The following is a 25,478-nucleotide window of genomic DNA, read 5'->3' as shown; positions in this document are numbered from 1 at the left end:
TGAATGAATTTGGCAAATCGTCATGCTTGCCACCTATAACCTATACCTAGGTGGTTGTATAGAACTGTAGTTTCTTATTCGGAGGATCTATGAAAAAAGTTGAAGCTGTAGGTGTTGCTATTGGTAATGCCGGTAGAAGGATAGGTTGTGGTAGAGCACCATATGTTTTTTTGGACGCTATAAAAGATAGAAGGTTGGATTCTCAGATAATTAATTATATTGGAGGTCGTACAGAAGTTAAAACAATGGCAAAATACTTTACGAAAGTTGCTCAAATGATATCACAAAAGCTTGATGATGGTGTTTTTCCATTGGCTTTAGGAGGCGATCATTCTTGTGCAATAGCAACGTGGAGTGGAGTGTACGATCACTTAAAAAAGCGTGGTAATGAACTAGGCTTGATATGGGTTGATGCTCATATGGATAGTCATAGGCCAGACACCTCAGAGACTGGTAATATTCATGGTATGCCAGTTGCACATTTGTTAGGTTATGGTTATCAAGAATTTAAAAATATTTTGAATAACCAGCCAAAGTTAAAACCAGAAAATTTAGTTTTTTTTGGTATAAGGTCGTATGAACTAGCAGAAGAAGAGTTTTTAAATTCATTAGGTGTAAAAATTTATTATCAGAAAGATTTAAATAACCAAAACTTTGAACAGCTTTTTTTAAGGGAGTTTGAGCGCTTAGCAAAAGCTACAGATGGAAATGTGGGGATTAGTTTTGACTTAGACGGATTAGACCCTGTTAAAATGGATGCTGTTGGGACTCCTGTTGAAAATGGTATACAGCCTGAAATATTTTATGAATCTCTTTCTAAAATAGATTACAGTCAATTAATATGTTTTGAAGTGGCTGAATATAATCCTATGTTAGATAAAACAGGGCTTTCTCTGGAATATATGGAGAAGGTTTTAAGACTTGTGGAAGGAAAAGTAAAAAATCTAAAACTATAATAACTTTGTGTTCTATTTTTTATAATTATATAATTATCTAACCAACTCTTTATTAGTGTTTTATTCTAGATAATGGCTCATAACAATAATATCCTTTTGATGACAGATAGCTATAAGCATTCCCATCCTTTTCAATATCCAAAAGATACTAGCTATTTGCACTTTTACTTAGAAAGTAGAGGTGCTAATAATGCTACTTTAGGCTCTCAAGTAAAATTCTTTGGGTTGCAATATTATATTAAAAAATATCTATCTAAACAGATAACCACAGATATGCTTGATGAAGCGGAGAACGTTTTGAAAGCTCATGGGTTACCATTTCATAGACAAGGGTTTGAAAAAATAATCAAAAACTATAATGGTTTTTTACCTGTGCGTATAAGAGCTGTAAAGGAAGGAAGTATTGTTCCTGTAAATAATGTTTTAATGACTATAGAAAGCACCGATGAAGAGCTTTTTTGGTTACCTGGCTTTTTAGAAACTTTATTACTAAAAGTTTGGTATCCAACTACTGTTGCTACTATTAGTTTTAATATAAAAAAGCTTATAAAAAAATATTTGTTAGAGACAGCGGATAGCTTAGATAAGCTTGGATTTATGTTACATGATTTTGGATATAGAGGGGTTTCCTCAGAAGAATCAGCAGGCATTGGATCAGCAGCACATTTGACTAACTTTCTAGGTACAGATACCCTAGCAGGTTTACAGATTTGTAAGAATTATTATTATGAAGATATAGCAGGGTTTTCAATACCAGCAAGTGAGCATTCAACTATGACTAGCTGGGGTGAGGGTAGCTTGAGTGAGTATTACGCTTTTGAGAATATGATAGAGCAATTTGGAGATAATAGTGTACTGTATGCTTGTGTTTCAGATAGTTGGGATTTTAAACAAGCAATAAAAAGCTGGGTAGCTTTGAAAGATAAAGTAAAAGCTAAAAAAGCAAATCTTGTAATTCGTCCTGACTCTGGTAATGCAGTTAAAAATATTATTTACGCTTTAGAAGAGTTAGAAAAAGGCTACGGCGGTACCATTAATTCCAAAGGTTATAAGATAATAAATAAGGTAAGTTTAATACAAGGAGATGGAGTTAATATTAAGCTGATAGAAAAAGTATTAAGCTCAATGAAAGAAAAGGGTTATTCTGCTGAAAATATTGCCTTTGGTATGGGAGGAGCTTTGTTACAAGGTAACTTTGAGTCATCTGTAAATCGCGATAGCTTTAAGTTTGCAATCAAATGTTCAGCTATAAAGCGTGGAGATAAGGTTATTGGAGTACTAAAAAATCCTAGTACAGATCCTGCAAAAAAATCGAAAAAAGGTAGGCTAGACCTTATTAAAGATTCTGATGGGAGGTATAAAACTATACAGCTTGATGAAAATTATCAAATTGGTCAATATCATCCTAACAGCCAACTACACACTTATTATGAAAATGGTCATATAACTACGGAGCTAAGCTTAGCTGAAATACGTGCGCAAGAAAGTTAATTTAGTGGTATTAAACCCCACACTATTTTTAAGCATGCTATGTTTTTGATTTCGAATGAGAGATTAAATCATTAAGATCGTAGCTAGCTATATCTTTATGCTTTGCGAGCTGTTCTTCTAAAAGAGCAAAATCAGCATCTGCATAAGTACATAAATCACCTTTTTCATTGTAAATATCAACTTTTGCCCATACTGTTGTACGGCCTTTACGGATAATAGTAGTTTTAAAGGTATGTGTTACCTTACTATATGTGGGTTTGAGGTATTTTATATTTAAGTTGCGTGTCATACAAAAGGATTTACTAACCTCTAATACGTGTTTACCAAGGATATCATCACATAGCAATGCTATCACACCACCATGAATAACATTATCCCAACCTACATGGTGAGGTAAACACTTAAACTTAGTATAAAAATGCTCTCCAATATGGTATAAGGGTAGCTGGATCCCAATAGGATTTTTATCTATTGAACTAAAGCAGGTATAATCCCATGGGAATTCTATAGGTTTATAATCATCTAAATTTATCATTTGTTTTCTCTAATTATTTTCTAAATTATATTAATGTAGTGACAGATCATTGATCTGTCATTTATATTTATCGTAATTATTAGACAGCACAGTGTGCTGTCACTACACACGTGAAATTTCGAAATATCTAACAAGCTTCAATAATACCTGCAGCCCCCATGCCTGTACCGATGCACATTGTAATCATAGCATATTTTTTGCCGGTACGACGTAAACCATGAAGCGCTTTGACAGTTAGAATAGTGCCAGTTGCACCAAGAGGATGCCCAAGAGCAATAGCACCACCACAAGGGTTAACTTTTTCTTGGTCAAGTTTAAGATCATTAATCACAGCTAACGATTGGGCAGCAAAAGCTTCGTTTAGCTCAATCCAGTCGATATCATCAATGCTTAGATTAGTTTGTTTAAGCACTTTAGGGATAGCTTTAATTGGTCCTATCCCCATAATGCGAGGATCTACACCAGCTACAGCAAATCCTAGAAATTTACCTAGAGGCTTTAAGTTGTGTTCTTTAAGATATCTCTCGCTAACTAAAACTACTGCAGCTGCACCATCTGACACTTGCGAGCTGTTTCCAGCTGTTACAGAACCGCCGTTTGCAAAAGCTGGTTTTAATTTAGCTAGAGCTTCCATAGATGTATCTTTACGAGCACCCTCATCTACGGATATAGTTTCTTTATAGTTTATGATTTCGCCACTTTTCTCATTTGGCTTGCGGTGATCTACATCTATCGGTAAAATCTCATCTTTAAAATAACCATTTTCGATAGCATAGATTGCTTTTTGGTGACTTTTAAGAGCAAAAGCATCTTGTTCTTGGCGAGAAACGTTCCAATCTTTTGCGACATTCTCAGCAGTAATTCCCATACCGTATGCAATACCTACGTTTTCATCTTTGGCAAAAATTTCTTTACTAAAAGACATTTTATTACCACCAAATGGGATCATACTCATGCTTTCTATACCAGCACCAATAGCAACATCCATATTGCCTTGTGCAATTTGGTTAGCAGCAATAGCAATAGATTGTAAGCCAGAACTGCAATAGCGGTTAATTGTAAGAGCAGGGACTGTATCAGGTAACCCTGCTAAAAGTGAAGAAATTCTAGCAACATTTAAACCTTGCTCAGCTTCTGGCATAGCACAACCAACCACTATATCACCGATATCTTTAGGATTAATACCAGATTCAGCAACAGTTTTTTGTAAAACATCAGCTAATAATTCATCAGGACGTTTTTTTGCAAAACCACCTTTTTTGCCTTTTGTAACAGCAGAGCGTTTTGCAGCAACTATATATACATTTTCACTCATGCGAGTACTCCTTAAAATTAGTTTCTTAATGGCTTACCAGTTTCTAACATGTGTTGCATACGTGCAGCACTTTTTTCTGAAGAAGCTAACTCAATAAAGTTGATTAGCTCTTTTTCTAATAACCAGTCTTCTGAAACCATAGTATCTTTTTCAATTTCTCCACCACACATTGCATCAGCAAGGTTTACAGCAATTTTATAATCATGTTCAGAGATTTGATTACCATCACGCATATTTACAAGTAAAGCCTTAATTGTAGCAATCCCCGTCTCACCAAAGACTTTAATTTTTTGTTTTAAAGGAGGTTGGTAGCCAACAAATGCCATTAATTGAGCTTTTTTGATAGCTACTGATAGAATTTCTTTAGTATTCATTACCACTATATCATTTTCGCGTAAAAAGCCCATTTCTTTTGCTTCACAAGCACTTTTAGCAACTTCTGCCATAGCTAAATTTTTATAGCGTCGCTCAAAGTCTTTCCATGGGTCTTGAGCTTGGCTAGCACGTTGCGCCATTTCTTTTGACCCGCCCCAGCCAGGGATAATCCCAACACCAGCTTCAACTAGTCCGATATAGCTTTCATATGCAGCTACAGCAGCATCACTATGTAAAATAGTTTCACACCCACCACCAAATGCAAAACCTTTAACTGCAGTAACAACTGGAATTTTACTATAACGTAATTTTTGTGTGATTATTTGATGACCTTTGCGAATGATCGATTCTATAGCATCTTTACCATTCATCATAAATTTCATGCCAAACTCTTCTAAGTTTGCCCCAACAGAAAAAACATCTTGCTCTTGCCAGATAACCATTGCTTGACATTTTTCTTCAGCGATATTAATTGCTTGAGATATCCCATCAAGAACATCATCACCAATTGCACACATTTTACTTTTGAACGATAAAATACCAATTCCTTTGTAGTCAGTAATTTGCCATAATTTGACGCCCTCATTTTCAAATAAGCTTTCAATATCAAGTGTGCTATGCTCACCAACAACCATCTCTGGAAATAATTGGCGTTGATATACAGGTAATTTATCACGCAGCACTAACTCATTATCAGTAAAGCTAAATTCTTTATTATCGGCGTAAACTCCAGTTTCTAGTTTATCGACCCACCTTGGTAATGGTTGATTGGATAGTGTCTTACCTGCAGATATTTCTTCTTTTAGCCAGTCATTAACTTTTTGCCATCCAGCTAGTTGCCAAATTTCAAATATCCCTTGTTTCCATCCAAAGCCCCAACGGATAGCAAAATCCATATCTTTGGGATAGTTGCATATATCACCAACCAGGACAGCAGCATAGTGAAACATTTCTCTAAAACATGCCCATATAAATTGAGCTTGAGCATTTTTACTGTTTCTTAATGCTTCTAGCTTTTTACCCCAATCTTTCTCTGAAAGGATTTCAGATACTTCTTTTTCAGCTTTTTTCTCAGAAGTTCGATACTGTTGTGTTTCTAAATCTAGGACTTTTATACCGTCATTTTCTTTGATATATAGACCTTTTTTGGTTTTTTGTCCTAGCGAGCCTTTATCAATCAGTGATTTAATCCAGCTAGGAGTTTGGTATAGTTGTTTCCAACCATCTTCTAAGTTGTCTTTCATTGTGTCAATAACATGTGAAAGTACATCTAGTCCTACTAAGTCTGCTGTACGGTAAGTAGCACTTTTTGCACGGCCTAGCTTCTTACCAGTTAGGTCATCCACAACCTCAAGAGGGATATTCATTTTTTCTGTGTAGTGACATGTTATTAGCATCGAAAATACACCTAAACGGTTAGCTATAAAGTTAGGTGTATCTTTAGCACGAATTATACTTTTACCAAGTTTTGTTGTTAAAAATGTTTCTAATTTATCTAGCACATCTGTATTTGTATTAGAATGAGGAATTAATTCTACTAAAGGCATATATCTTGGAGGATTAAAGAAATGGATTCCACAGAAATTTACCTTTATATCTTCTGGGAGAAAGTTTGCTAAAGTGGTAATACTTAGTCCAGAAGTATTACTTGCTAGAATAGCATTTGGATTAATATAAGTAGCAATTTTATTATATAGATTTTCTTTAATATCTAAACGCTCTGCAACTGCTTCAATTATTAAATCACAGTCTTCTAAAAGTGGCAGGTTATCATCATAGTTTGCTGGGGTTATATATTCAATAGAATCTTCTGAGCCAAAAGGAGCTGGGTTAAGCTTAGTTAGTTTTTGCAATGCTTCATTAACTATAGAGTTTGATTCACCTTCTTTTGATTTTAAATCAAATAGCACCACTGGGAATCTAGCATTAGCAAAATGAGCGGCAATTTGTGAGCCCATAACACCAGCTCCAAGTACAGCAATTTTGTCAATAGCTTTACGTTGAGGCTCTCTAGAGACAGGTTCTGGTTTTACTGTAGTAGCTGGTTCAGAACTACCTTCTTGAATTGTGGCGTCTTCTTTGGGTAAATATTCAGAACCAAAAACTTTTAGGTACTCACGCATAGCATTTTCTTTACTCATTCCTTTAACTGAATTCCATGCCATCCATTTTGCACGTTCCACCATTCTAAATGCAGATGGAGCTTTGCTTTGGATGTCTCCTTCAGTTGCTTGTTTGTAAAAAGCATAGAGTTTTAGCTTTTGATTGTTATCTGGTTTAAAATCAATAGTCGCGTCACGCACTGCTTGAACCATTTCATTGAATTTTTGCTCTAAATTTGACATATTTTTCTCCTTGTTAGGAAACCATAATTAAATTAAATATAACTACTTTACCATAAAACTAAAGTGTCAAATATATTGTTGACTCTTTTAATATATCCTAGCTTGCTTGAGAACCTTCATAAGTAGTTGTCTCTTATTAGTTAACCTTGTAGCCAATACTCATAACTTGCCAAACTACCCCGTCAGTCCAACGACTGCCACCCCTTCACACAATGCGAAGGGGAATTACCCCAAATTTTAGTTAGTACCAAATTCCCCTTCGAAAACTCGAAGGGGTGCCTTGCTTGCAAGGTGGAGTAGTCTCAAAGAGGCTAATTCATCCGTAAGTTATAGCTTAATACATGCAAAACCAGTACATTAGAACTTTGGTTGTCATCGTCAACTACGTTACTATTCTTTCTTCCATTCAGGATGTGCGTTTTTAGGACCTAAAGCATAATCATCAAATTCATCGGTTTGGATGACGTTATTAACCTTAGCTAACATTTCTTTAACTGTATTTAACTCATCAGGAGTGATAATTTTTTGCTCAAAAGCATCTTCGATCACTGCTGTCCAAGTTGCTTGTGGTATTTTACAGTCTTTGATAGCTTGTACAATCTTATGTTTAATCGGCATAGTCTCTAAAGTTGTTAGATAAGCGTTTTCAACTCTACCAGTTGGGTCTTGATCACTATTTGGGATATAGCATTTAGTTTTCATCCAGTTACGTGTCGCACTATTTGTAGAAAGTTCTTTACAGATTTCAGCTTCAAGTTTGTCAGAAGGTTTTTTGAACTTTTTACCATAAGGAAATATAAAAAATTTCATTTTTAAAGCTAAAAGTCTAATTGGAAAGTTTCTAAATAAATCCAGCATAGCTTGTTGCGCTTGGTATAAGCAATACTGTAAACTCCAATGTACAAAAGCATCATCACCTTCAGGCTCATCTGCATCTTTGTAGAATTTTAATACAGCACAAGCCATATATAAATAGCTCATTATGTCTCCTAGACGCGCAGATAATCTCTCTTTGCGTTTTAATCCTCCACCTAAGACAATAAGCGATAAGTCACTAATATACGCATACGCTGTGCTCATGTGGGTAATATATTTGTAATAGCGCTTAAACTTACTTTGATATCCTTTAGCAGTAATTCCTCCCGTTAAACTATACCAGAGGGTTCGAGAACTGTTACTAAGTGTATAATAAATATGTTTCTTTATAAGAGTAGAAAACTCTTTTTGACCTAGCTTTTCATCTGAATTCATCAAGCTTTCAGCTTCAGCATGTATATATGGGTGACAACGCATAGCCCCTTGTCCAAAGATCATTAAGTTACGTGTTAAAATATTTGCACCTTCAACAGTAATACCTATTGGTGTTGCCATGTATGGAATAGCTAAATAGTTGTTTTCTCCCATAATTATTGCTCGTCCACCATGAATATCCATAGCATTATTAATGGTTATACGACCCATTTCAGTTAAATGATATTTAGCAATAGCAGAGGCAACTGATGGTGAAATACTAGCGTCAACAGCAGATACAGTAAATTCACGAGTTGCGTTTGCTAAATATGCCAAACCACCAATTTCAGCTAATTTCTCTTGGATACCTTCAAACTGTGCGATAGGTACTTTAAATTGTTCTCTTACATTGCTGTAGGCAGAAGTAATTATAGCTGACATAAGGGTATTAGCTGCGCCACACGCAGGTAAAGAAATTGATCTGCCAATAGATAAGCATTCCACTAGCATTCGCCAACCTTCGCCAGCCATTTTTTGCCCACCAATAATCCAATCCATAGGAATAAAAGCTTCTTTGGCTTTAATATAGCCATTCATAAAAGCCTGACCCAATGGAAAGCCGCGTTTGCCAATTTCTAAACCTTCGTGGTCATGGGGTAATAATGCACAAGTGATACCTTCTTCACCAACACCGCCTAATAAACCTTCAGGATCTTGTAATTGGAACGCTAAACCTACTAAGGTTGCAACAGGTGCTAACGTGATATAACGCTTATTAATATTTTCTAGCTGAATACCTAGGATTTTTTTTCCATTATGCTCACCATAGCAAACAACTCCTTTATCAGGTAGAGATGTTGCATCAGAACCAGCAGTTGGACCTGTTAGAGCAAAGCAAGGGATTTCTTGACCAGCAGCTAAACGAGGTAAGTAATATTTTTTTTGCGCATCTGTACCGTAATGATGCAGAAGCTCTCCAGGACCTAAGGAATTAGGTACCATGACAGTGATTGCTGCAGTAACACTTTTTGTCGCAATTTTCATGACTATTTCTGAGTGTGCAGCTGCTGAAAAACCTTTGCCTCCATATTCTTTGCTAGTAACTAGACCTAAAAAGCCTTTTTCTCTTATAAAATTCCAAGTTTCTGCTGTTAGATCTTTATCTTCATAATTGATTTTCCAATCATCTAACATGTCACAAAGCTGTGTAGTTTCATTTTCTAAAAAAGATTTTTCTTCTTCGGATAAGCTAAATTTCTGTAAGTTATGTAGTTTTTCAAAATCAGGCTTGCCTTGAAAGACATCTTTCTCAAACCAGCTATCACCAGCATTTAATGCGGTTTGTTCAGTTTTAGAAATTGTAGGTATTGATTTTCTAGCTTTTTTGTATAATACATTAAGCATACTATTTAACATTTTTTAACTCCTTAAATAAAAAACACAAAAATTTTCTATCGGTATTTTTGAGCTTCTTCTTGTAATGATTTAATATCTATTTTTCCAACTGTATTTTTAGGAAGTTCATCCTTAAAAATAATTTTTCTTGGTAGTTTGTAGTGAGCAAGCTTGGTAGCACAGTGAGAGATAATTTCTTTTTCTGTTAATTTTTGGTTTGGTTTTAGTACTATAAAAGCTACTGGTACTTGGCCAGACTCTATTGAAGATATACCTACAACAGCAGCATCTTGTATTTCTTGTTTATCAACAAGGACTAACTCGATTTCTTTAGGAAAAACATTGAATCCTGAAACAATGATCATATGTTTTATCCTTCCTGATATAACCAAGCGTCCTAATTCATCAAGGTATCCCATATCTCCTGTTTTTAACCAGCCATCATCAGTAAAATGTTCTTTATTAATTTCTGGTAAACTCCAAAATCCAGGAGATTTTTGAGGACCGCTAACCCAAATCTCCCCAACTTCATTATGAGATAGTTCATTACCTTTATCATCACGTATTGATATATTGGTATTTGGTAAAGCAAAACCTACAGTATTATTAAAAGGTTCATTATCAAGGGGGTTTACAGTAACCACAGGAGACATTTCAGATAAACCATAACCTTCTTTTATTTGTACGCTTGTAACATTTTCCCACTCTTTTGCGACAGATTCTGTAGTTGACATTCCTCCGCTTATAGAAAGTTTAAAGTTGGCAAACTTACTCTTTCTAAATTTTTTGTTATTTAATAAAGCTATATACAATGTATTTACGCCAAAAATAGTTGTGAAATTACTCTTTACCATTTGACTAACTAAAGAAGGAATATTCTTAGGATTTGGGATTAAAATTTGTACAGCCCCAGAAAAATAAAAAGTAAATAAGTTAGCAGTTAAGCTAAATATATGATACAAAGGTAAAGCTGCGATAACTATTTGCTTACTCAAATCAATAGCAAAACCATCTGTCCAAGCTCTTATTTGGTATACATTTGCCACAATATTTCTATGTAGAAGAATGGTTCCTTTAGGTGTACCTGTTGTGCCACTGGAGTACTGTAGAGCGGCCATATCATTAGGGCTTACCTTTATTTGAGAATAATCTGGCACAAATCCTGCATTTATAGCATCGCTGAATATGTCAAATTTGTCTCTTGAATATTTATCTTTCATACCTTTAATATATTTGGCTACAAAAGAAATTATTTGTTTTCTTGGGAATGAATATAAATCAGCAATACTGGTGACCATCATATGTTTAAGGTCATCACATTGGTGTGCGATAGCTTCAACAGTATGTGCTAAAGAAGAAAGAACGATAATACCTGTAGCTTTTGAGTCTTTTAAAATACCTTTGACTTCTTGGCTAGTATATAAGGGGTTTATATTAATAAATACAGAGCCTAATTTTATTAACGCAAAAATTATAATGGGAAACTGTAGTAGGTTTGGTAACATAATGGCAATATGTTGACCTTTTTTTACTCTCCATTTATGTTGTAGGTATCCTGCAAATATATCGGAATATTCATCAACTTGTTTAAAGCTTAGTTTTTGACCTTGGCATATAAAAGCTTCACGAGAAGAGAAGTTTTCAACTACTATTTTAAGCATATCACTTAAAGTGATCTCAGGGATCTTGATATGGCTTGGAACTTCTTTAGGGTAATTCTTATAATTTGACTTAGATATCATAAAACTCCTATCTTTTTTAACAAGTAAATGATCAAATTTTATATCATTGAGCTTAATCTTTGCAGAGTAGCTCTAACTACATATTAAAGGATTAGATAATGTTTGTCATTAAAATGTTTGTATACTTTTATATACTAGATGTTTAACAAATCTAAGGATTATTTGTTATAAAATAAGATAGGTTTCGCTGCTTACTGCGTAAGCTACAGCGACATACTTATTTATTTTATCATCAAAGTGCCGCTATATTTTAAAAAAACATGAATGTGGATGTAAAAGTTTGTAAAGTTTTTTGTCGTGTAAAGAGATCGATTTGTAACACTTAGCTTTTAGGCGCTATATATTATATAATATGGCTAAAATAGTCTGATTATATAAAAACTAATTATGAAAATTTATCATAATCCAAAATGTTCAAAATCACGCCAAGCTAAGCAGATTTTAGATCAACAAGCTATAAATTACGATGTATGTTTGTACCTGGATAATCCATTGACTGCAGAGGAGTTAAAAGAGCTACTAAAAAAACTTAAGCTTTCTATAAAGGATATCATCCGTACTAAAGAGGAGCTTTGGAAAGAAAAATTTAAAGGTAATGAATATTCAGAAGAACAATTAATAAAAATAGTAGCTGAAAATCCAAAACTATTAGAAAGACCAATTATTGAGCATAAAGATTTTGCTGTTGTAGCAAGATCAGAGGATAAGATTGCTAAAATATTAAACACTTACTAGTTTTATGCTAGTATTTTAAAAGTTAAATTTGTCTATTTATGGAGATTTCTTATGCATAAAATATTTTATACAATGACTGATGAGGCGCCAGCATTAGCAACTGGCTCATTTTTACCAATAGCTCAAAGTTTTACTAAACTAGCGGATATTGCTTTAGAGACAAAAGACATATCATTGGCATCACGTATATTAGCTAATTTTAATGATTATCTGACAGACCAGCAAAAATGTTCTGATGATCTTGCTATTTTAGGTGAGCTAGCAAAGACACCAGATGCTAATATTATTAAATTACCTAATATAAGTGCCTCTGTACCGCAGCTAACAGCAGCTATAAAAGAGCTGCAAACAAAAGGGTATGATATCCCTGATTATCCGTTTGAGCCTAAAGATGAAAAAGAGCAAGAAATAAAAAGTCGCTACTCAAAAGTGTTAGGAAGTGCTGTAAACCCAGTTTTAAGAGAAGGTAATTCTGATCGTCGTGTAGCTGCAGCTGTTAAAGCTTATGCTCAAAAGCATCCACATTCTATGGGTGAGTGGACAAAAGATTCTAAATCTCATGTTGCAAGTATGTCTGATAATGATTTTTACGCAAATGAAAAATCTTATATAGTACCTAAAGCAATGACTGTGAAAATTGTTCATATTGATAACAAGGGTAAAGAAACTGTGTTAAAAGCAGGCTTAAAATTAGAAGAAAAAGAAATCATTGATGCAACTAAAATTTCTGCAAAAGCTCTAAGAGAGTTTTATAAACAAGAAATACAAAACGCTAAAAAAGAGGGCACATTACTTTCTTTACATTTAAAAGCAACCATGATGAAAGTTTCTGACCCAATCTTGTTTGGCCATGCAGTAGAGATTTTCTTTGAAGATGTGTTCAAAAAATATGCAAAAGAATTTAAAGAGTTAGGCGTAAATCCACGTAATGGCTGGGGTGATGCAGTTGAGAAAATAAAACAACTTCCTCAAGAACTTCAAGATAAAATAAATGCTGATATAGAAAAAGTTTTTACTAAGCAACCTGATATTGCTATGGTTAATTCAGACAAAGGTATTACAAACTTAAATGTTCCAAGTGATGTAATTATTGATGCATCCATGCCAGCAGCTATTCGTTCATCTGGAAAGATGTGGAATAAAAATGGCCAGCTTCAAGATATAAAAGCTATGATTCCTGATAGATGTTATGCTGGTGTGTATGCTGCAACTATAGGTTTTTGTAGAGAGAATGGAGCTTTTGATGTTGCAACTATGGGTGATGTTTCAAACGTTGGTTTGATGGCTAAAAAAGCAGAAGAGTATGGTTCACACGATAAAACATTTGAGATACAGGCTGATGGTAAAGTGTTAGTTATAGATGCTGAAGATAATGTTATATTTGAACATGGTGTTGAAGAGGGCGATATTTGGAGAGCTTGCCAAACTAAGGATATAGCGGTTAAAGACTGGGTTAAACTAGCTGTTAATAGAGCTAAAGTTACACAAAATCCAGCTATTTTCTGGTTAGATGCTAAGAGGGCTCATGATAGAAATCTCATTGCTAAAGTACATGAGTATTTAACTTTACATGATACAACAGGTCTTAATATCGAAATACTTTCACCAGTTGAAGCTACAAAATACTCTTTAAAGAGGATGAAAGAGGGTAAAGATACTATTTCTGTCACAGGTAATGTTTTAAGAGATTATCTGACAGATCTTTTCCCTATTTTAGAGCTTGGTACAAGTGCTAAGATGCTTTCTATTGTACCACTTCTTGCTGGTGGTGGGCTATTTGAAACTGGTGCAGGTGGTTCAGCTCCTAAACATGTTGAGCAGTTAATTAATGAAAATCATCTAAGATGGGATTCTTTAGGGGAATTTTTAGCGTTAGGAGCTTCTTTAGAAGATTTAGCGATCAAGACTAGAGATCCTAAAATTAAAGTTCTTGCTGAGGGCTTAGGCCAGGCAAATAAAGACTTTTTAGATAACGATAAATCACCTCGCCGTAAGGTTGGCGAGCTTGATACCAGGGGTAGTCATTTTTATTTAGCCTTTTATTGGGCAAAAGCATTAGCTGAGCAAAATGGAGAACAAGAGTTAAAAGCTAAATTTGAACCAATTTACCAAGAGCTAAAAGCTAATGAAGAAAAAATTGTTAGAGAGTTAGCTAGTGTTCAAGGTAAAAAGGTTGATATAGGTGGGTATTATTTACCAGAGTCTAGTAAGCTTGGTAGTGTGATGAGGCCAAGTAAAACTTTCAATAATATTTTGACTAAAGTATAGGAGTGAAAATGTCAGAAGTTAAAAAAGATGAATATATAGAAATTAGTCTAACTAAAATTATAATCGCGATATTTAAGAATATTAAAACTTTTCTATTGATGTTTCTGATGGGTATTGCACTTACGGTTTGTTACACTTTTATTTATATCCCTAAATATAATTATGAACAAATGATAGCGCCGCCATTCTATTTGAGTGTGCAAGGTGAAGTTAGAATAGTAAATGAAATTAAATTAGATGTTATATTAAATAATATTCTTGCAAGCGTACAACAGGCTGATCCTAATAATAATCTTTTAAATGACATCGAGATTTTGGTTGCAAATAAAAATAAAATGACTTTCTTTTCTTTGGTTGTAAGCGCGCCACTTGATTCTAAAAAAGAAGTAGAACGCTTATATAATTTGCTTATGAAGGATTTCTCTGAATCTATCATAGTAAAAAGACAAATTCAGATTTGGAGAGATAATATTCAAAGAAACATTGACGCTAATAATGAGTATATAACCCGCTATAGTGACCTTATCAAACAAAATCAAGATTATCTAAAAGAACTATCTTCCCAGAAAAGATTATCTGGATTAGATGGACAAACATTATTATCCAGTTATGTTAACCGTATTGATAGTTATCAAAAACAGATATTTTCACTTGTAGACTCACAAAAAACTTTAAAATTACAACTTGATAGTCTCCAACCAAATGTAATTAAATTTGGCGATATTAATTATGATAAAAGTTCTAAGTTATCAAAGCTTCAAATATTAGTTGTAGGAGTATTGTTATCAATCTTTATAGGGTTATTGGGAGTGTTTGTAAAAGTTATAATTAAAAAAGCTATTGTTGAGTATAGAAATTCTCAGACCATAAGTTAACTTAAACATTTTTGTTTATACTGAAACTAAGTAAAATTATGTCTGATAGTCAATTTTATAATTTAATAAACCAGATACCTACAGTACTACGGGGCAAATATACTGTTGCTTTTAGGAAGGGCAAGGACAAGCAAATTTCCTTACTAGAACAGCTCAAAGCTCTTGTATTAGAAGTGGAGTCTATAAAGCTACCCAAAATTACTTACCCAGATCTTCCTGTAGCTGAAAAAGTTGCTGATATAAAGAAAATGATCCAAGAAAACCAGGTAATTGTAGTAGCTGGGGAGACTGGTTCAGGTAAGTCAACACAGTTGCCCAAAATATGTTTGGACTTGGGTTTAGGTAAAAGAGGATTAATTGGGCATACTCAACCACGAAGGTTAGCTGCTAGATCAATTGCTGCTAGGGTTGCAACAGAGATAGGCGATCAATCAAAAGTCTCTTATAAAATCCGTTTTTCTGACCAAACTGATGAAAATACTTTAATAAAGGTAATGACAGATGGCGTGCTTTTAGCTGAAATTAAAAATGATAAATATCTTTCTCAATATGAAGTAATAATTATCGATGAGGCACATGAGCGAAGCTTAAATATTGATTTTTTACTAGGGTGTATAAAGAAGATTCTACCTTTTAGACCTGATCTGAAAGTTATTATTACTTCAGCAACTATAGATCACCAAAAGTTTATTAATTATTTTCCAAAAGCTAAAGACATTATTATTAGTGGTAGAACGTATCCTGTAGAAATACGTTACCAAGGTGATGAAGCTTTTAATGAGCTTTCTTTACAGGAAAGAATCCTTTATGCAGTTGAAGAGTTAGGGCAAGGTGATATTCTAGTATTTTTGCCAACAGAAAGGGATATTCATGAAACTTTAGCTTATCTAAATAAACAACAGCTTAGATTTACAGAAATATTACCTTTATTTTCTAGATTATCAAATAAAGATCAAAATAAAATTTTCAACCCTGATGATTCTACACGCAGAATTATTTTAGCTACAAACGTAGCTGAAACATCCCTAACGGTACCACGAATAAAATATGTAATAGACTCTGGTTTAGCTAGAATCAGTAGGTATAGCTATCGTACCAAGGTGCAGCGTTTACCGATAGAAAAAATTTCCCAAGCTAGTGCAAACCAAAGAGCTGGTAGATGTGGTAGATTATCAGCTGGTGTGTGTATTAGGCTGTATAGTGAAGATGATTTTTTGTCTAGAAAAGAATTTACAGATCCTGAAATTTTACGCACAAATTTAGCTTCTGTTATTTTACAGATGCTATCTTTGAAGCTAGGTAATATCCAAGATTTTCCATTTATAGATCCTCCAGATTCTAGATTTGTAAAAGATGGATTTAAACTATTATTTGAACTACAAGCTATTTCTGAACCTAAATTTTCAACCCCTAAAATCACAGCCGATGGCCTAAAAATGGCTATTATACCTTTAGATCCTAAATTGGCTAAGATAGTAATAGAAGGTCATAAGCAAAATTGTTTAAAAGAAGTTATATCAATAGCGAGCTTTTTAAGCGTCCAAGATCCTAGAGAGAGACCTCTAAATTTTCAGCAAAAAGCAGATGAAATACATAGCGTTGATAAAGATAAATCTTCAGACTTTATAGCTATTTTAAATTTAGCGAATAGGCTTAATTTAGAGCTTAAAGGACTATCCAATAAAGAGAAAAAAGAATATTTCAGAAAAAACTTTATATCTCCAGTTAGATTTAGTGAGTGGAGTGATATTTATAGGCAAATTGTTGAAGTTGTTCATGGGTTTAAATGGAAGCTAGCATCAACAGGCGATTTAAACTATGAAAGTTTACACAAAACTATAGCTAGTGGTTTTTTAAGTAATATCGGCAAAATTTACGAAGGAGTAGAATATTTAGGTACAAGGGGTTTAAAATTTTTTATATTTCCAGGGTCTTCGCAGTTTAAGAAAAAACCAAAATGGATCGTAAGTTCAGAAATCGTTGAAACTACAAAAACATATGCAAGAAATGTCGCAAGCATTGAACCAGAATGGTTAGAGAGTTTGGCTTCACATCTTGTTAAAAAACATTATGATGAGCCAGTTTGGAGTAAAAAGCGCAGATCTGTAATTGTTAATGAAAGAGCAACACTTTATGGTTTAGAGATAATTTCTAAAAGAGCGGTACAATACTCAAGGATAAACCCAGAACATGCTAGAGAAATTTTTATTCGTGAGGCTTTGGTTAATGGTGATTTTGAAAGCAAAGCGTATTTTTACAATAAGAACCTTGAATTAATAAGTCAGGTAGAAGAACTTGAGAATAAGTCACGTAGAAAAGATATTTTAGTTGATGAGCATGAAATGTATCAGCATTACGACCATATAATTCCAGAGAATGTCTTTGATGGTGTAAATTTTGATAAATGGCTTAAAGATATATCTAAAGAAGAACAGCAAAAATTTGTCTTTGACTTAGAAAGTTTGATGCAGCATGATGCTAAAGATATCACACAACAAAAATATCCTGATGTTTTAACAGCAGGTGATATACACTTACCGTTGGAGTACCATTTTAATCCCTTAGATGAGAGAGATGGTGCAACTATTACTGTACCATTGATTTTTCTAAATGATATTGATCCAGTAGTATTGGAGTGGGGGGTATATGGTTTTTTATATGATAAAATCGTTGCTTTACTAAGAGCGTTACCAAAAAATATCCGTAAGAATTGTGTCCCTGTACCAACTTATGCTCAGGCTATATTTGAGTCTATCGATTTTGAGAATGACAGATATAGACCATTAAAATCAGCCATAGCAAGACACATAACTAGGATAGTTGGTTTTGTTGTAGATGAAAGTGCTTGGGGAGATGAAGAGCTAGATAAATATCTTATTTTAAATATAAAGGTTGTTGATGAAGTGGGTAAGGTTTTGGCTATAGATAAAGACCTTGATAAGCTAAAACTTAAGTTTAAAGATTTTGTGTATAAAACTAATAAACAGTCTGATGATAAAGTTTACTATGATTGGGATTTTGGTAGTATAACTCAGCAGCAGCAAATTAAAGAGTATGGTGTAGATGTTAGGGTTTATAATTGTCTAGAAGAGTTTAAAGATGGGATTAAGCTTTCTTATAAAGCAACACAGCAAGAAGCAAATTTATGTATGAAAAAAGCTTTAATTAAACTAGTCAAGTTAAGACTACAAAGCCAATTAGAGAAAAGTATTAAAAATAATGATTTGGCTAGTCTATCTATGTCAATTAAGCTTAAAGATTCTAATGATAAGATAATCACTAAAGCTATAGAAATAAGTTTTTTTGATAATCAACTCCCCCGTCTTGCTACGCAATTCACTCCTTCGTACCGAAGGGAAACTGATAGACAAAAGCAAAATAATAATGATGTCATTCCCGACTCAGATTGGGGATCTTTTAAGTGCAGCGATAAAAATAGTAGTGAGATCCTGAAAAAAGTTCAGGGTGACGAAGGAATAGGCTTACCTTATACAAAAGATCATTTTGTGGAGTTTTACAAATCTGGTTTAGAGGATTTTGAGACTAATAAAGCTCAAATTGAATCACTAGTATCAGAAATATTTAAAGTTAAAAACCAGCTTGATAAAAAGCTTAATATTAAAAAAATACCTTTAAACTTTATTCAATTATATGCGGATATAAAAAAAGAGTTAGATAAATTATTCACGGATGATTTTTTATCTGTACCATTAATTTATTTGCAAAGATATAGGTACTATATCCAAGCTTTAGATAGTAGATTAGAAAAAGCAAAAGCAAATTTACAAAGAGACAGAGCTTATCAAATAGAAGTTGATGAATTAGAAAATAAATTAGCAAAAAAAATAACTAGTAATCCATATGGTGCAAGTTCTGATGATGTTATCAAAGCAACTTTTTTGATAAAAGAGCTTTGGGTATCTTGGTATTTGCAGAATATTAGGACTTTAGAGTCAGTCTCTTATAAGAAAATAGCAGATTTTATCTCTAGATTGTAGTTCATAAAACTTAAGCTTGTTGCTATAATCAGCTTTACGTTTTTTGTGTATTTTATCCTTATGTTATTTTTACGAGATAAGAGATTACTTAATTTTTTGGTAGTAATATTTTTAAGTTTTATAACAATAAGTTGGACTTTTTATATTTTTAAGAAGCCTATAGGTTTATGTTTTTTCTATTTTTTTGTATTTATGGTTTGTTTAAGGTGCTTATTCTCTTTATTGTTATTTAGAGATTATATAGCTAGTTGGCGTAAATCTACACAAAAGACATTTTTACGAAAAATTTTTGTCAATACACCAGTTTTTATAATAGTAGCTATACTTTTTTATCATAAAATACCTTTTGCTATGGTATTTTCGGAATTTTTATTCTATTTACTTTTAACAAATATAAGTGTGTATTCTTACTGGTACCTTACAAATAGAAGTTTTATAGCAAAAACTAAAAATGTTGTTATATATGGTGCTGGTAGTGCAGGTACAAAGATAGCTCAGGAATTTGCAGCTACAGAATATAAAGTTAAATATTTCGTTGATGATGATGAGTCTTTACAGAAGCGTAGCATAGATGGTAGAAAGGTTTTATCTAGAGATCAATTAAAACAAAAATTACTTTCCCATAAATTTGATTTATTAGTTATTGCATTACCAAGTACAGCAAATAAAACTACCAAAGAGATTTACAAGGGTTTAGATAAGGATTTTAAGCAAATTAAAATTATGCCATCTCTGGAAAACATACTCCAAGATAAAAGTTTTATGTCGCAACTAAAGCCTGTTTCTGTTTATGATTTGCTTTCACGAGACTCTAAAAATTTAGATACTCAAAGTATTTCTAATTTTATAAAAAATAAAACAATTTTGGTTACAGGAGCTGGTGGAAGTATAGGTTCTGAGATTGTTAGGCAATGTATAAAATATAAAGCAAAACAACTAATTTTATTAGATCACAGTGAGTTTAATTTATATAAAATCACAGAGGAGTGTGAGTCAGCTAATGTTAAAAGTGTGCTTTGCTCAGTGTGCGATAAGAAAGATCTAGGAAAAGTTTTTAAAAAGTATTTGCCGCAAATAGTATTTCACGCTGCAGCGTATAAACACGTTCCAATAGTTGAGGAAAATATTAGCAAAGCAATACAAAATAATATTCTAGGTACTAAAATTGCTATAGATTTAGCTATAGAATGCGAGGTTGAAGCTTTTATTTTTGTATCTACTGACAAAGCTGTACGTCCTACGAATGTTATGGGAGCTACTAAGCGTGTTTGTGAGTTATATTTGCAAAATATTGATCCTAAAAAAACTAAGCTTGCTGCAGTTAGATTTGGAAATGTTTTAGGAAGTAGTGGTAGTGTGATACCAAAGTTTGAGCGACAAATTAGGAATGGTGGACCTCTAACAGTTACCCACCCTGAAATTACAAGATACTTTATGCTAATACCAGAGGCTTGTGAGCTTGTGCTTCAAGCAGGAGCAATAGCAAAAAATTCAGAAGTTTTTGTTTTAGATATGGGTAGACCTGTTAAAATAATTGAGCTTGCTAGACAGTTTAAAAAATTAGCTGGAAGAGAAGACATCGAAATCAAAATTACAGGTTTAAGACCAGGTGAAAAGCTCTATGAAGAATTGCTTATAGATGAGAACGATGTCAGAACAGACTATAAAGATATATTTATAGGTAGAAGAACTTTTTATGATATTAATATTCTGAACACTGATATAAATTCATTAATGGAAGAAAACTCTGATAAGGTGGAGATATTAAAGAAAATTGTGCCAGAGTTTGAGCATAGACTTAATAATTAATTATAATGCAATACTATAGTTGTTTATCCGGGTAATCAACGACATAAGAATTTATTAAGAAGGTTTATTTGCTTATACGCTATATACTAATATATAATAATTACAAAACAAACACATGGGTTAATTTAATATGAGCGATGATAAAAATATCAGTCTAAGTCAGCAAGAGTATATTAATCTTATGGCTCATAAGATCACTCATGATGTTGTTGCTGAAACGAGAGTTGATATAGATAGATTAAGAAATGATGTAGATGCCAAGTTTAGTGAATTAAAAACTAGTATCAATCAACGCTTTGAGCAAGTTGATAAAAGAATAGACAGAATGCAAGCGTTTTTATATTGGGTTGTTGGTATTGGTATTACTTCTATCATAGTCCCAATAGCTTTACCTCTTATTAAAACACATCTGTAATCAATTCAAGCAAATCTAAACGAGACTCAAGCAGAAAAAAGTAAAAAGGATTTTACTTTTTGATTTGAATAGAATACCAGAAAATTTAAAATCTGGTATACTTGGGTGCTACGAGATTTTGTGTGAGGTTCATTAATTATGTATAAAACCATTAAAACGTTTTTGGATTTTTCTCTATCTTTGGTTGGACTAATAATTTTAAGCCCTATTTTTTTATTGATTATTTTATTTATAAAATTAGATTCAAAAGGGCCAATTTTTTTCAAACAAAAAAGAATAGGTCAGAATAAAAAGCTTTTTCAAATATACAAATTTAGAACTATGTATGTTGATACTCCAAAAGATATGCCCACGCATATGCTTCAAGATCCAAGTAAGTGTATTACCAAAGTAGGTGGTTTTTTACGTAAAACATCTTTAGATGAATTACCACAAATTATAAATATATTAAAAGGAGAGATGAGTATTGTAGGACCGCGTCCTGCATTGTGGAATCAAGATGATTTGATTGCTGAGAGAGATAAGTATGGGGCAAATGCTGTGCCTGTAGGACTGACTGGTTGGGCACAGATTAATGGTAGGGATGAATTGCCAATACTTGATAAAGCTAAACTTGATGGTGAGTATGTTGCAAATAAAAGTACATGGTTTGACTTGAAGTGTATTTTTCTGACAGCTTTTTCGGTTTTTAAGAAAAAAGGTGTAGTTGAGGGTGGTACAGGTTCTCTTGGTAAGAAAGAGGATTTGTAATAATTGATAATTTTAAATGTTAAATAAGAATGTTTTATGAAACTTAGATTATGGTCTCAAGGTTGTAAAATAGTTGAAAGGAATGTAGTATTAAATACTTGTCGCACTTCGGTTTAGAATGTGGGTCTTTGTTCGCAAAAATATTGAAATGTAATTATATTGCTTCATTCTTTTTTTGTTTATGAAACCTATATTCTATGTTAGAATGATCCAATTTTAATTTATTCTATTTGTTATGACTATTGACTATGTAACAATAAAACCTAAAAAAATAATAGGATTTACTGCGATTATATTAGGCATTTCGTTTATTGTTGGATATATATTAGCTGCCAACTATGGCTCTAGTAACCTCTGTAACCCTTTTATTTCAGGATGTGAAGATATCACAGGATCTGGTAGACACTATCAATACACGATGTATCTACTTAATGCGTGCTTAATACCAGCAGCTCCTGTGATTATTTTAATGGTGATTTTTCTTAAAGACAGGCTTATTGAACTAAGTGATGGCAAAGAAACAAAAAAAGCACAATTTATAATGTATCTAGGATGCATCGCTTCAGTATCACTTATTTTCTCTACGGCCTTAATTGATTACTCTGATAATGGAAGAGCCATGCTAATGAAAACACATGCTTTATTTTCAGGTGTATTCTTTGTGCTAATATTTATTTGTCAAAGCTGCTATACACTTATAGAAAGAAAATATGCGAAATCTATTATTTATAAGAAAATATTAAATTTAAGGCTAGCTACCGTTTTTTTAGTCATCGGATTTGGTCTAATAAAAATTTTGATAGTTAAACCGCTATTTTTAATGGGAATTATTAGCTTCAAATTCAAAGTTGCCGAATGGTGGGTAGTTTATAGTTTCTTAGTATGGATGTGGAGTTTTTCTTTAAAAGAAAGTTAGTTGCTTTTTATATTCATGTCGGCTCAAGTTTAAAATTGATGTTGCTGGTAAATTATCTTGGAAATGTGGTGTCGTGGATGAACAAGGAAAATTAAAAGATGAGTGGAAATAAATATTTTTTAGATGCTAATGCAACTCTTGCATGGGACCATGAATTAATACAAAAAATCGTAAACTTTAGGCAGAAAAAGCTTTAAAGTTACCATATGCTATTATGGCCGATAAATCCAATTTATGCTGATGTATAGTTACAGCAGATAGAAAATTAGCCTCTGCTATAAAAGATGTTTACGAATTTAGCGTTATCAATTGAAAAAAAACATAATAAGAAATATTCAAAATGAAAAATAAAATGCTAATCACAGGATTAAATAGTTATGTAGGGAACTCGTTTTCTGAGTTTTGTAAGGATGATTTTGCTATTGATAAAATTAGCTTAAGAGATCATGGCTGGAAAGGTTTAAATTTCTCTAAATATAATGCGATATTACATGTTGCTGCAATTGTGCATAATTCCCAGAAAAAAGCTGATATTAAGGAATATTTGAGAGTAAATAGGGATTTAACTATTGAGCTAGCAACAAAAGCTAAGAAAAGTGGGGTTAGTCACTTCATCTTTCTTAGTACCATGGCTGTTTATGGTGAGGAAGGAAGCTTAGCTACGGATGTTGTTATTAATCTCAATACTATGCCAAAACCTAAAAGTTATTATGGTATAAGTAAATACAAAGCGGAATTAGGACTTTATGAACTTGAGTCAGAAAATTTTAAAATAGCAGTTATTAGACCACCTACGATTTATGGTGATAATTGTCCTGGTAATTATATGCTTTTAAAAAAACTGGCAAAATATGCTTTTATATTCCCTAATATAAGGAATCAGCGAAGTGTGTTGCATGTTGATAAATTGTCTCAACAATTAAAGGAAATTGTTGAAAATAATGAAAATGGGATATTTATGCCACAAGATGATAAGTACTTTTGTACTTCTGAGTTTATAAAAAATTATAGGCAAGGAATGTTAGGTAAAAAAACTTATCTGGTTGGTTTATTTAATCCGCTTATAAAGTTAATAGCTAAAAGAATAGGTTTTATTAACAAGGTTTTTGGGAATTTGGTTTATGAACGAAAAAATCTAGGTAATGTAGGTAAGTCGGAGCAATGAATATAACAATAGTAGGATTGGGTTTTGTTGGTCTATCTAATGCTGTGCTACTTTCTCAGCATAATGATGTTGTGGCATACGATATAGACGAGATCCGTTTAAAAAAAATATCTGAAGGATTGTCACCAATTGAAGATAAAGATATTGCTAGATATTTGAGAGAGGCTGAGCTGAGTCTTAAAGTGACCTCAGATAAGAAAGTAGCATATGCTAATGCTAATTATGTAGTAGTGGCAACCCCGACGGATTATAATGTTGAAAATGATTGTTTTGATACATCTTCCATAGAAAGTGTCATACAAGATATTATTAGGATAAATAAAAAAGCAACTATTATAATTAAATCAACAGTTCCTGTGGGCTATACATTGTCAGTAAAAAGTAAATTTAATTTTGATAAGGTAATATTTTCCCCAGAATTTCTTAGGGAGGGTAAAGCTTTGCACGATAATTTATATCCAAGTAGGATAATAATGGGTTCTAATTCTGATGAGGCTGTAACCTTTGCGGGTTTATTGGCTAGAGGAGCAATAAAAAAAGACATACCTATATTGTATACAGGATCTACGGAGGCTGAGGCTATTAAACTATTCTCTAATGCTTACTTAGCTATGAGAGTATCGTATTTTAATGAATTAGATACTTATGCAGAGTATAATGGACTAAACACAGGTGAGATCATAAGTGGTATGAGCTTTGACCCTCGTATAGGTTCACATTATAATAATCCTAGTTTTGGCTATGGAGGGTATTGTTTCCCAAAAGATACTAAACAGCTTAAAGCAAACTTTAAAGGTATTCCTAATAGTCTTATAAATGCGATAGTAGATTCTAATGAAGTTAAAAAAACGCATATATATCAGCAAATTATGAAGCTAAAGCCAAAAGTGGTTGGTATTTATAGACTGATAATGAAAAACGGTAGTGATAACTATAGAGCTTCAGCGGTAATAGGTATTATAGAGAAATTAAAAAGTGATGGTGTAAATATGCTAATATATGAGCCTACTATTAGAACCACAGATTTTTGGGGCATTGATATAATTAATGATTTATCTGAATTTAAACATAAGTCAAGCATTATTGTTGCCAATAGACTTAGTGATGAACTATCTGATGTGATGAAAAAAGTTTATACAAGAGATATAACTGGAGAAAATTAA

17 protein-coding genes are annotated in these 25,478 nt (G+C 32.9%); 12 read left to right on the top strand and 5 right to left on the bottom strand.

Going from position 1 to position 25,478, the window contains the following annotated elements:
• The first annotated feature begins 89 nt into the window (after positions 1–89).
• Together SD28_RS06850 and SD28_RS06845 are read left to right on the top strand one after the other, a co-directional pair.
• Positions 90–956, top strand: coding sequence for an arginase (locus tag SD28_RS06850; protein WP_039125344.1), 867 nt, complete (start codon positions 90–92; stop codon positions 954–956).
• Between the two features lie 72 nt (positions 957–1,028).
• Positions 1,029–2,447: a nicotinate phosphoribosyltransferase gene (locus SD28_RS06845; protein ID WP_039125342.1), complete on the top strand. Its 1,419-nt coding sequence runs from the start codon at positions 1,029–1,031 to the stop codon at positions 2,445–2,447.
• Between the two features lie 37 nt (positions 2,448–2,484).
• Here SD28_RS06845 and SD28_RS06840 read toward each other — a convergent pair whose 3' ends face one another.
• The 5 genes from SD28_RS06840 to SD28_RS06820 form a co-directional block, all read right to left on the bottom strand.
• On the bottom strand, positions 2,485–2,982 hold the full coding sequence (locus tag SD28_RS06840; protein WP_039125340.1) for a PaaI family thioesterase: 498 nt from the start codon (positions 2,980–2,982) through the stop codon (positions 2,485–2,487).
• 127 nt (positions 2,983–3,109) lie between these two features.
• Positions 3,110–4,297 (bottom strand): acetyl-CoA C-acyltransferase, encoded by a 1,188-nt coding sequence (locus SD28_RS06835; RefSeq protein WP_039125337.1) that lies wholly within the window; start codon positions 4,295–4,297, stop codon positions 3,110–3,112.
• Positions 4,298–4,314: 17 nt separating this feature from the next.
• Positions 4,315–7,017 carry an acyl-CoA-binding protein gene (locus SD28_RS06830; protein WP_039125335.1) on the bottom strand — a complete coding sequence of 901 codons (2,703 nt, stop codon included), beginning with the start codon at positions 7,015–7,017 and terminating at the stop codon, positions 4,315–4,317.
• Between the two features lie 390 nt (positions 7,018–7,407).
• Complete coding sequence (locus SD28_RS06825) at positions 7,408–9,651, bottom strand: acyl-CoA dehydrogenase (RefSeq protein ID WP_039125885.1); 2,244 nt, start codon at positions 9,649–9,651, stop codon at positions 7,408–7,410.
• Positions 9,652–9,698: 47 nt separating this feature from the next.
• Entirely contained in the window at positions 9,699–11,384 is a 1,686-nt protein-coding gene (locus tag SD28_RS06820; protein WP_039125333.1) for a long-chain-fatty-acid--CoA ligase, read from the bottom strand.
• Positions 11,385–11,771: 387 nt separating this feature from the next.
• On the opposite strand from SD28_RS06820, the gene arsC reads away from it, so the two are divergent.
• The 10 genes from arsC (at position 11,772) to SD28_RS06770 (ending at position 25,478) form a co-directional block, all read left to right on the top strand.
• Positions 11,772–12,119, top strand: coding sequence for an arsenate reductase (glutaredoxin) (gene arsC, locus SD28_RS06815; RefSeq protein ID WP_039125331.1), 348 nt, complete (start codon positions 11,772–11,774; stop codon positions 12,117–12,119).
• Positions 12,120–12,170: 51 nt separating this feature from the next.
• Positions 12,171–14,387, top strand: coding sequence for an NADP-dependent isocitrate dehydrogenase (locus SD28_RS06810; RefSeq protein ID WP_039125329.1), 2,217 nt, complete (start codon positions 12,171–12,173; stop codon positions 14,385–14,387).
• Between the two features lie 8 nt (positions 14,388–14,395).
• Positions 14,396–15,262, top strand: coding sequence for a Wzz/FepE/Etk N-terminal domain-containing protein (locus SD28_RS06805; RefSeq protein WP_039125327.1), 867 nt, complete (start codon positions 14,396–14,398; stop codon positions 15,260–15,262).
• Positions 15,263–15,300: 38 nt separating this feature from the next.
• Positions 15,301–19,260: an ATP-dependent RNA helicase HrpA gene (hrpA, locus tag SD28_RS06800; protein ID WP_039125326.1), complete on the top strand. Its 3,960-nt coding sequence runs from the start codon at positions 15,301–15,303 to the stop codon at positions 19,258–19,260.
• Between the two features lie 60 nt (positions 19,261–19,320).
• A complete protein-coding gene (locus SD28_RS06795) occupies positions 19,321–21,069 on the top strand; it encodes a polysaccharide biosynthesis protein (RefSeq protein ID WP_039125325.1) in 1,749 nt (582 codons plus the stop codon).
• A gap of 130 nt (positions 21,070–21,199) precedes the next feature.
• On the top strand, positions 21,200–21,484 hold the full coding sequence (locus SD28_RS06790; protein WP_039125322.1) for a hypothetical protein: 285 nt from the start codon (positions 21,200–21,202) through the stop codon (positions 21,482–21,484).
• Positions 21,485–21,622: 138 nt separating this feature from the next.
• Entirely contained in the window at positions 21,623–22,234 is a 612-nt protein-coding gene (locus tag SD28_RS06785) for a sugar transferase (protein WP_096334713.1), read from the top strand.
• A 235-nt stretch (positions 22,235–22,469) separates the two neighbouring features.
• A complete protein-coding gene (locus SD28_RS06780; RefSeq protein WP_039125318.1) occupies positions 22,470–23,150 on the top strand; it encodes a hypothetical protein in 681 nt (226 codons plus the stop codon).
• A 340-nt stretch (positions 23,151–23,490) separates the two neighbouring features.
• Entirely contained in the window at positions 23,491–24,315 is an 825-nt protein-coding gene (locus tag SD28_RS06775; protein WP_052251898.1) for an NAD-dependent epimerase/dehydratase family protein, read from the top strand.
• Positions 24,312–25,478 (top strand): nucleotide sugar dehydrogenase, encoded by a 1,167-nt coding sequence (locus SD28_RS06770; RefSeq protein ID WP_039125316.1) that lies wholly within the window; start codon positions 24,312–24,314, stop codon positions 25,476–25,478. The genes SD28_RS06775 and SD28_RS06770 overlap by 4 nt, the downstream gene beginning before the upstream one ends.

This window comes from Allofrancisella guangzhouensis, assembly GCF_000815225.1.
GTDB classification, from domain to species: domain Bacteria; phylum Pseudomonadota; class Gammaproteobacteria; order Francisellales; family Francisellaceae; genus Francisella; species Francisella guangzhouensis.
The sequence above is the reverse complement of the archived record's forward strand: the minus strand, read 5'-3'. Positions and strand labels throughout refer to the sequence as shown.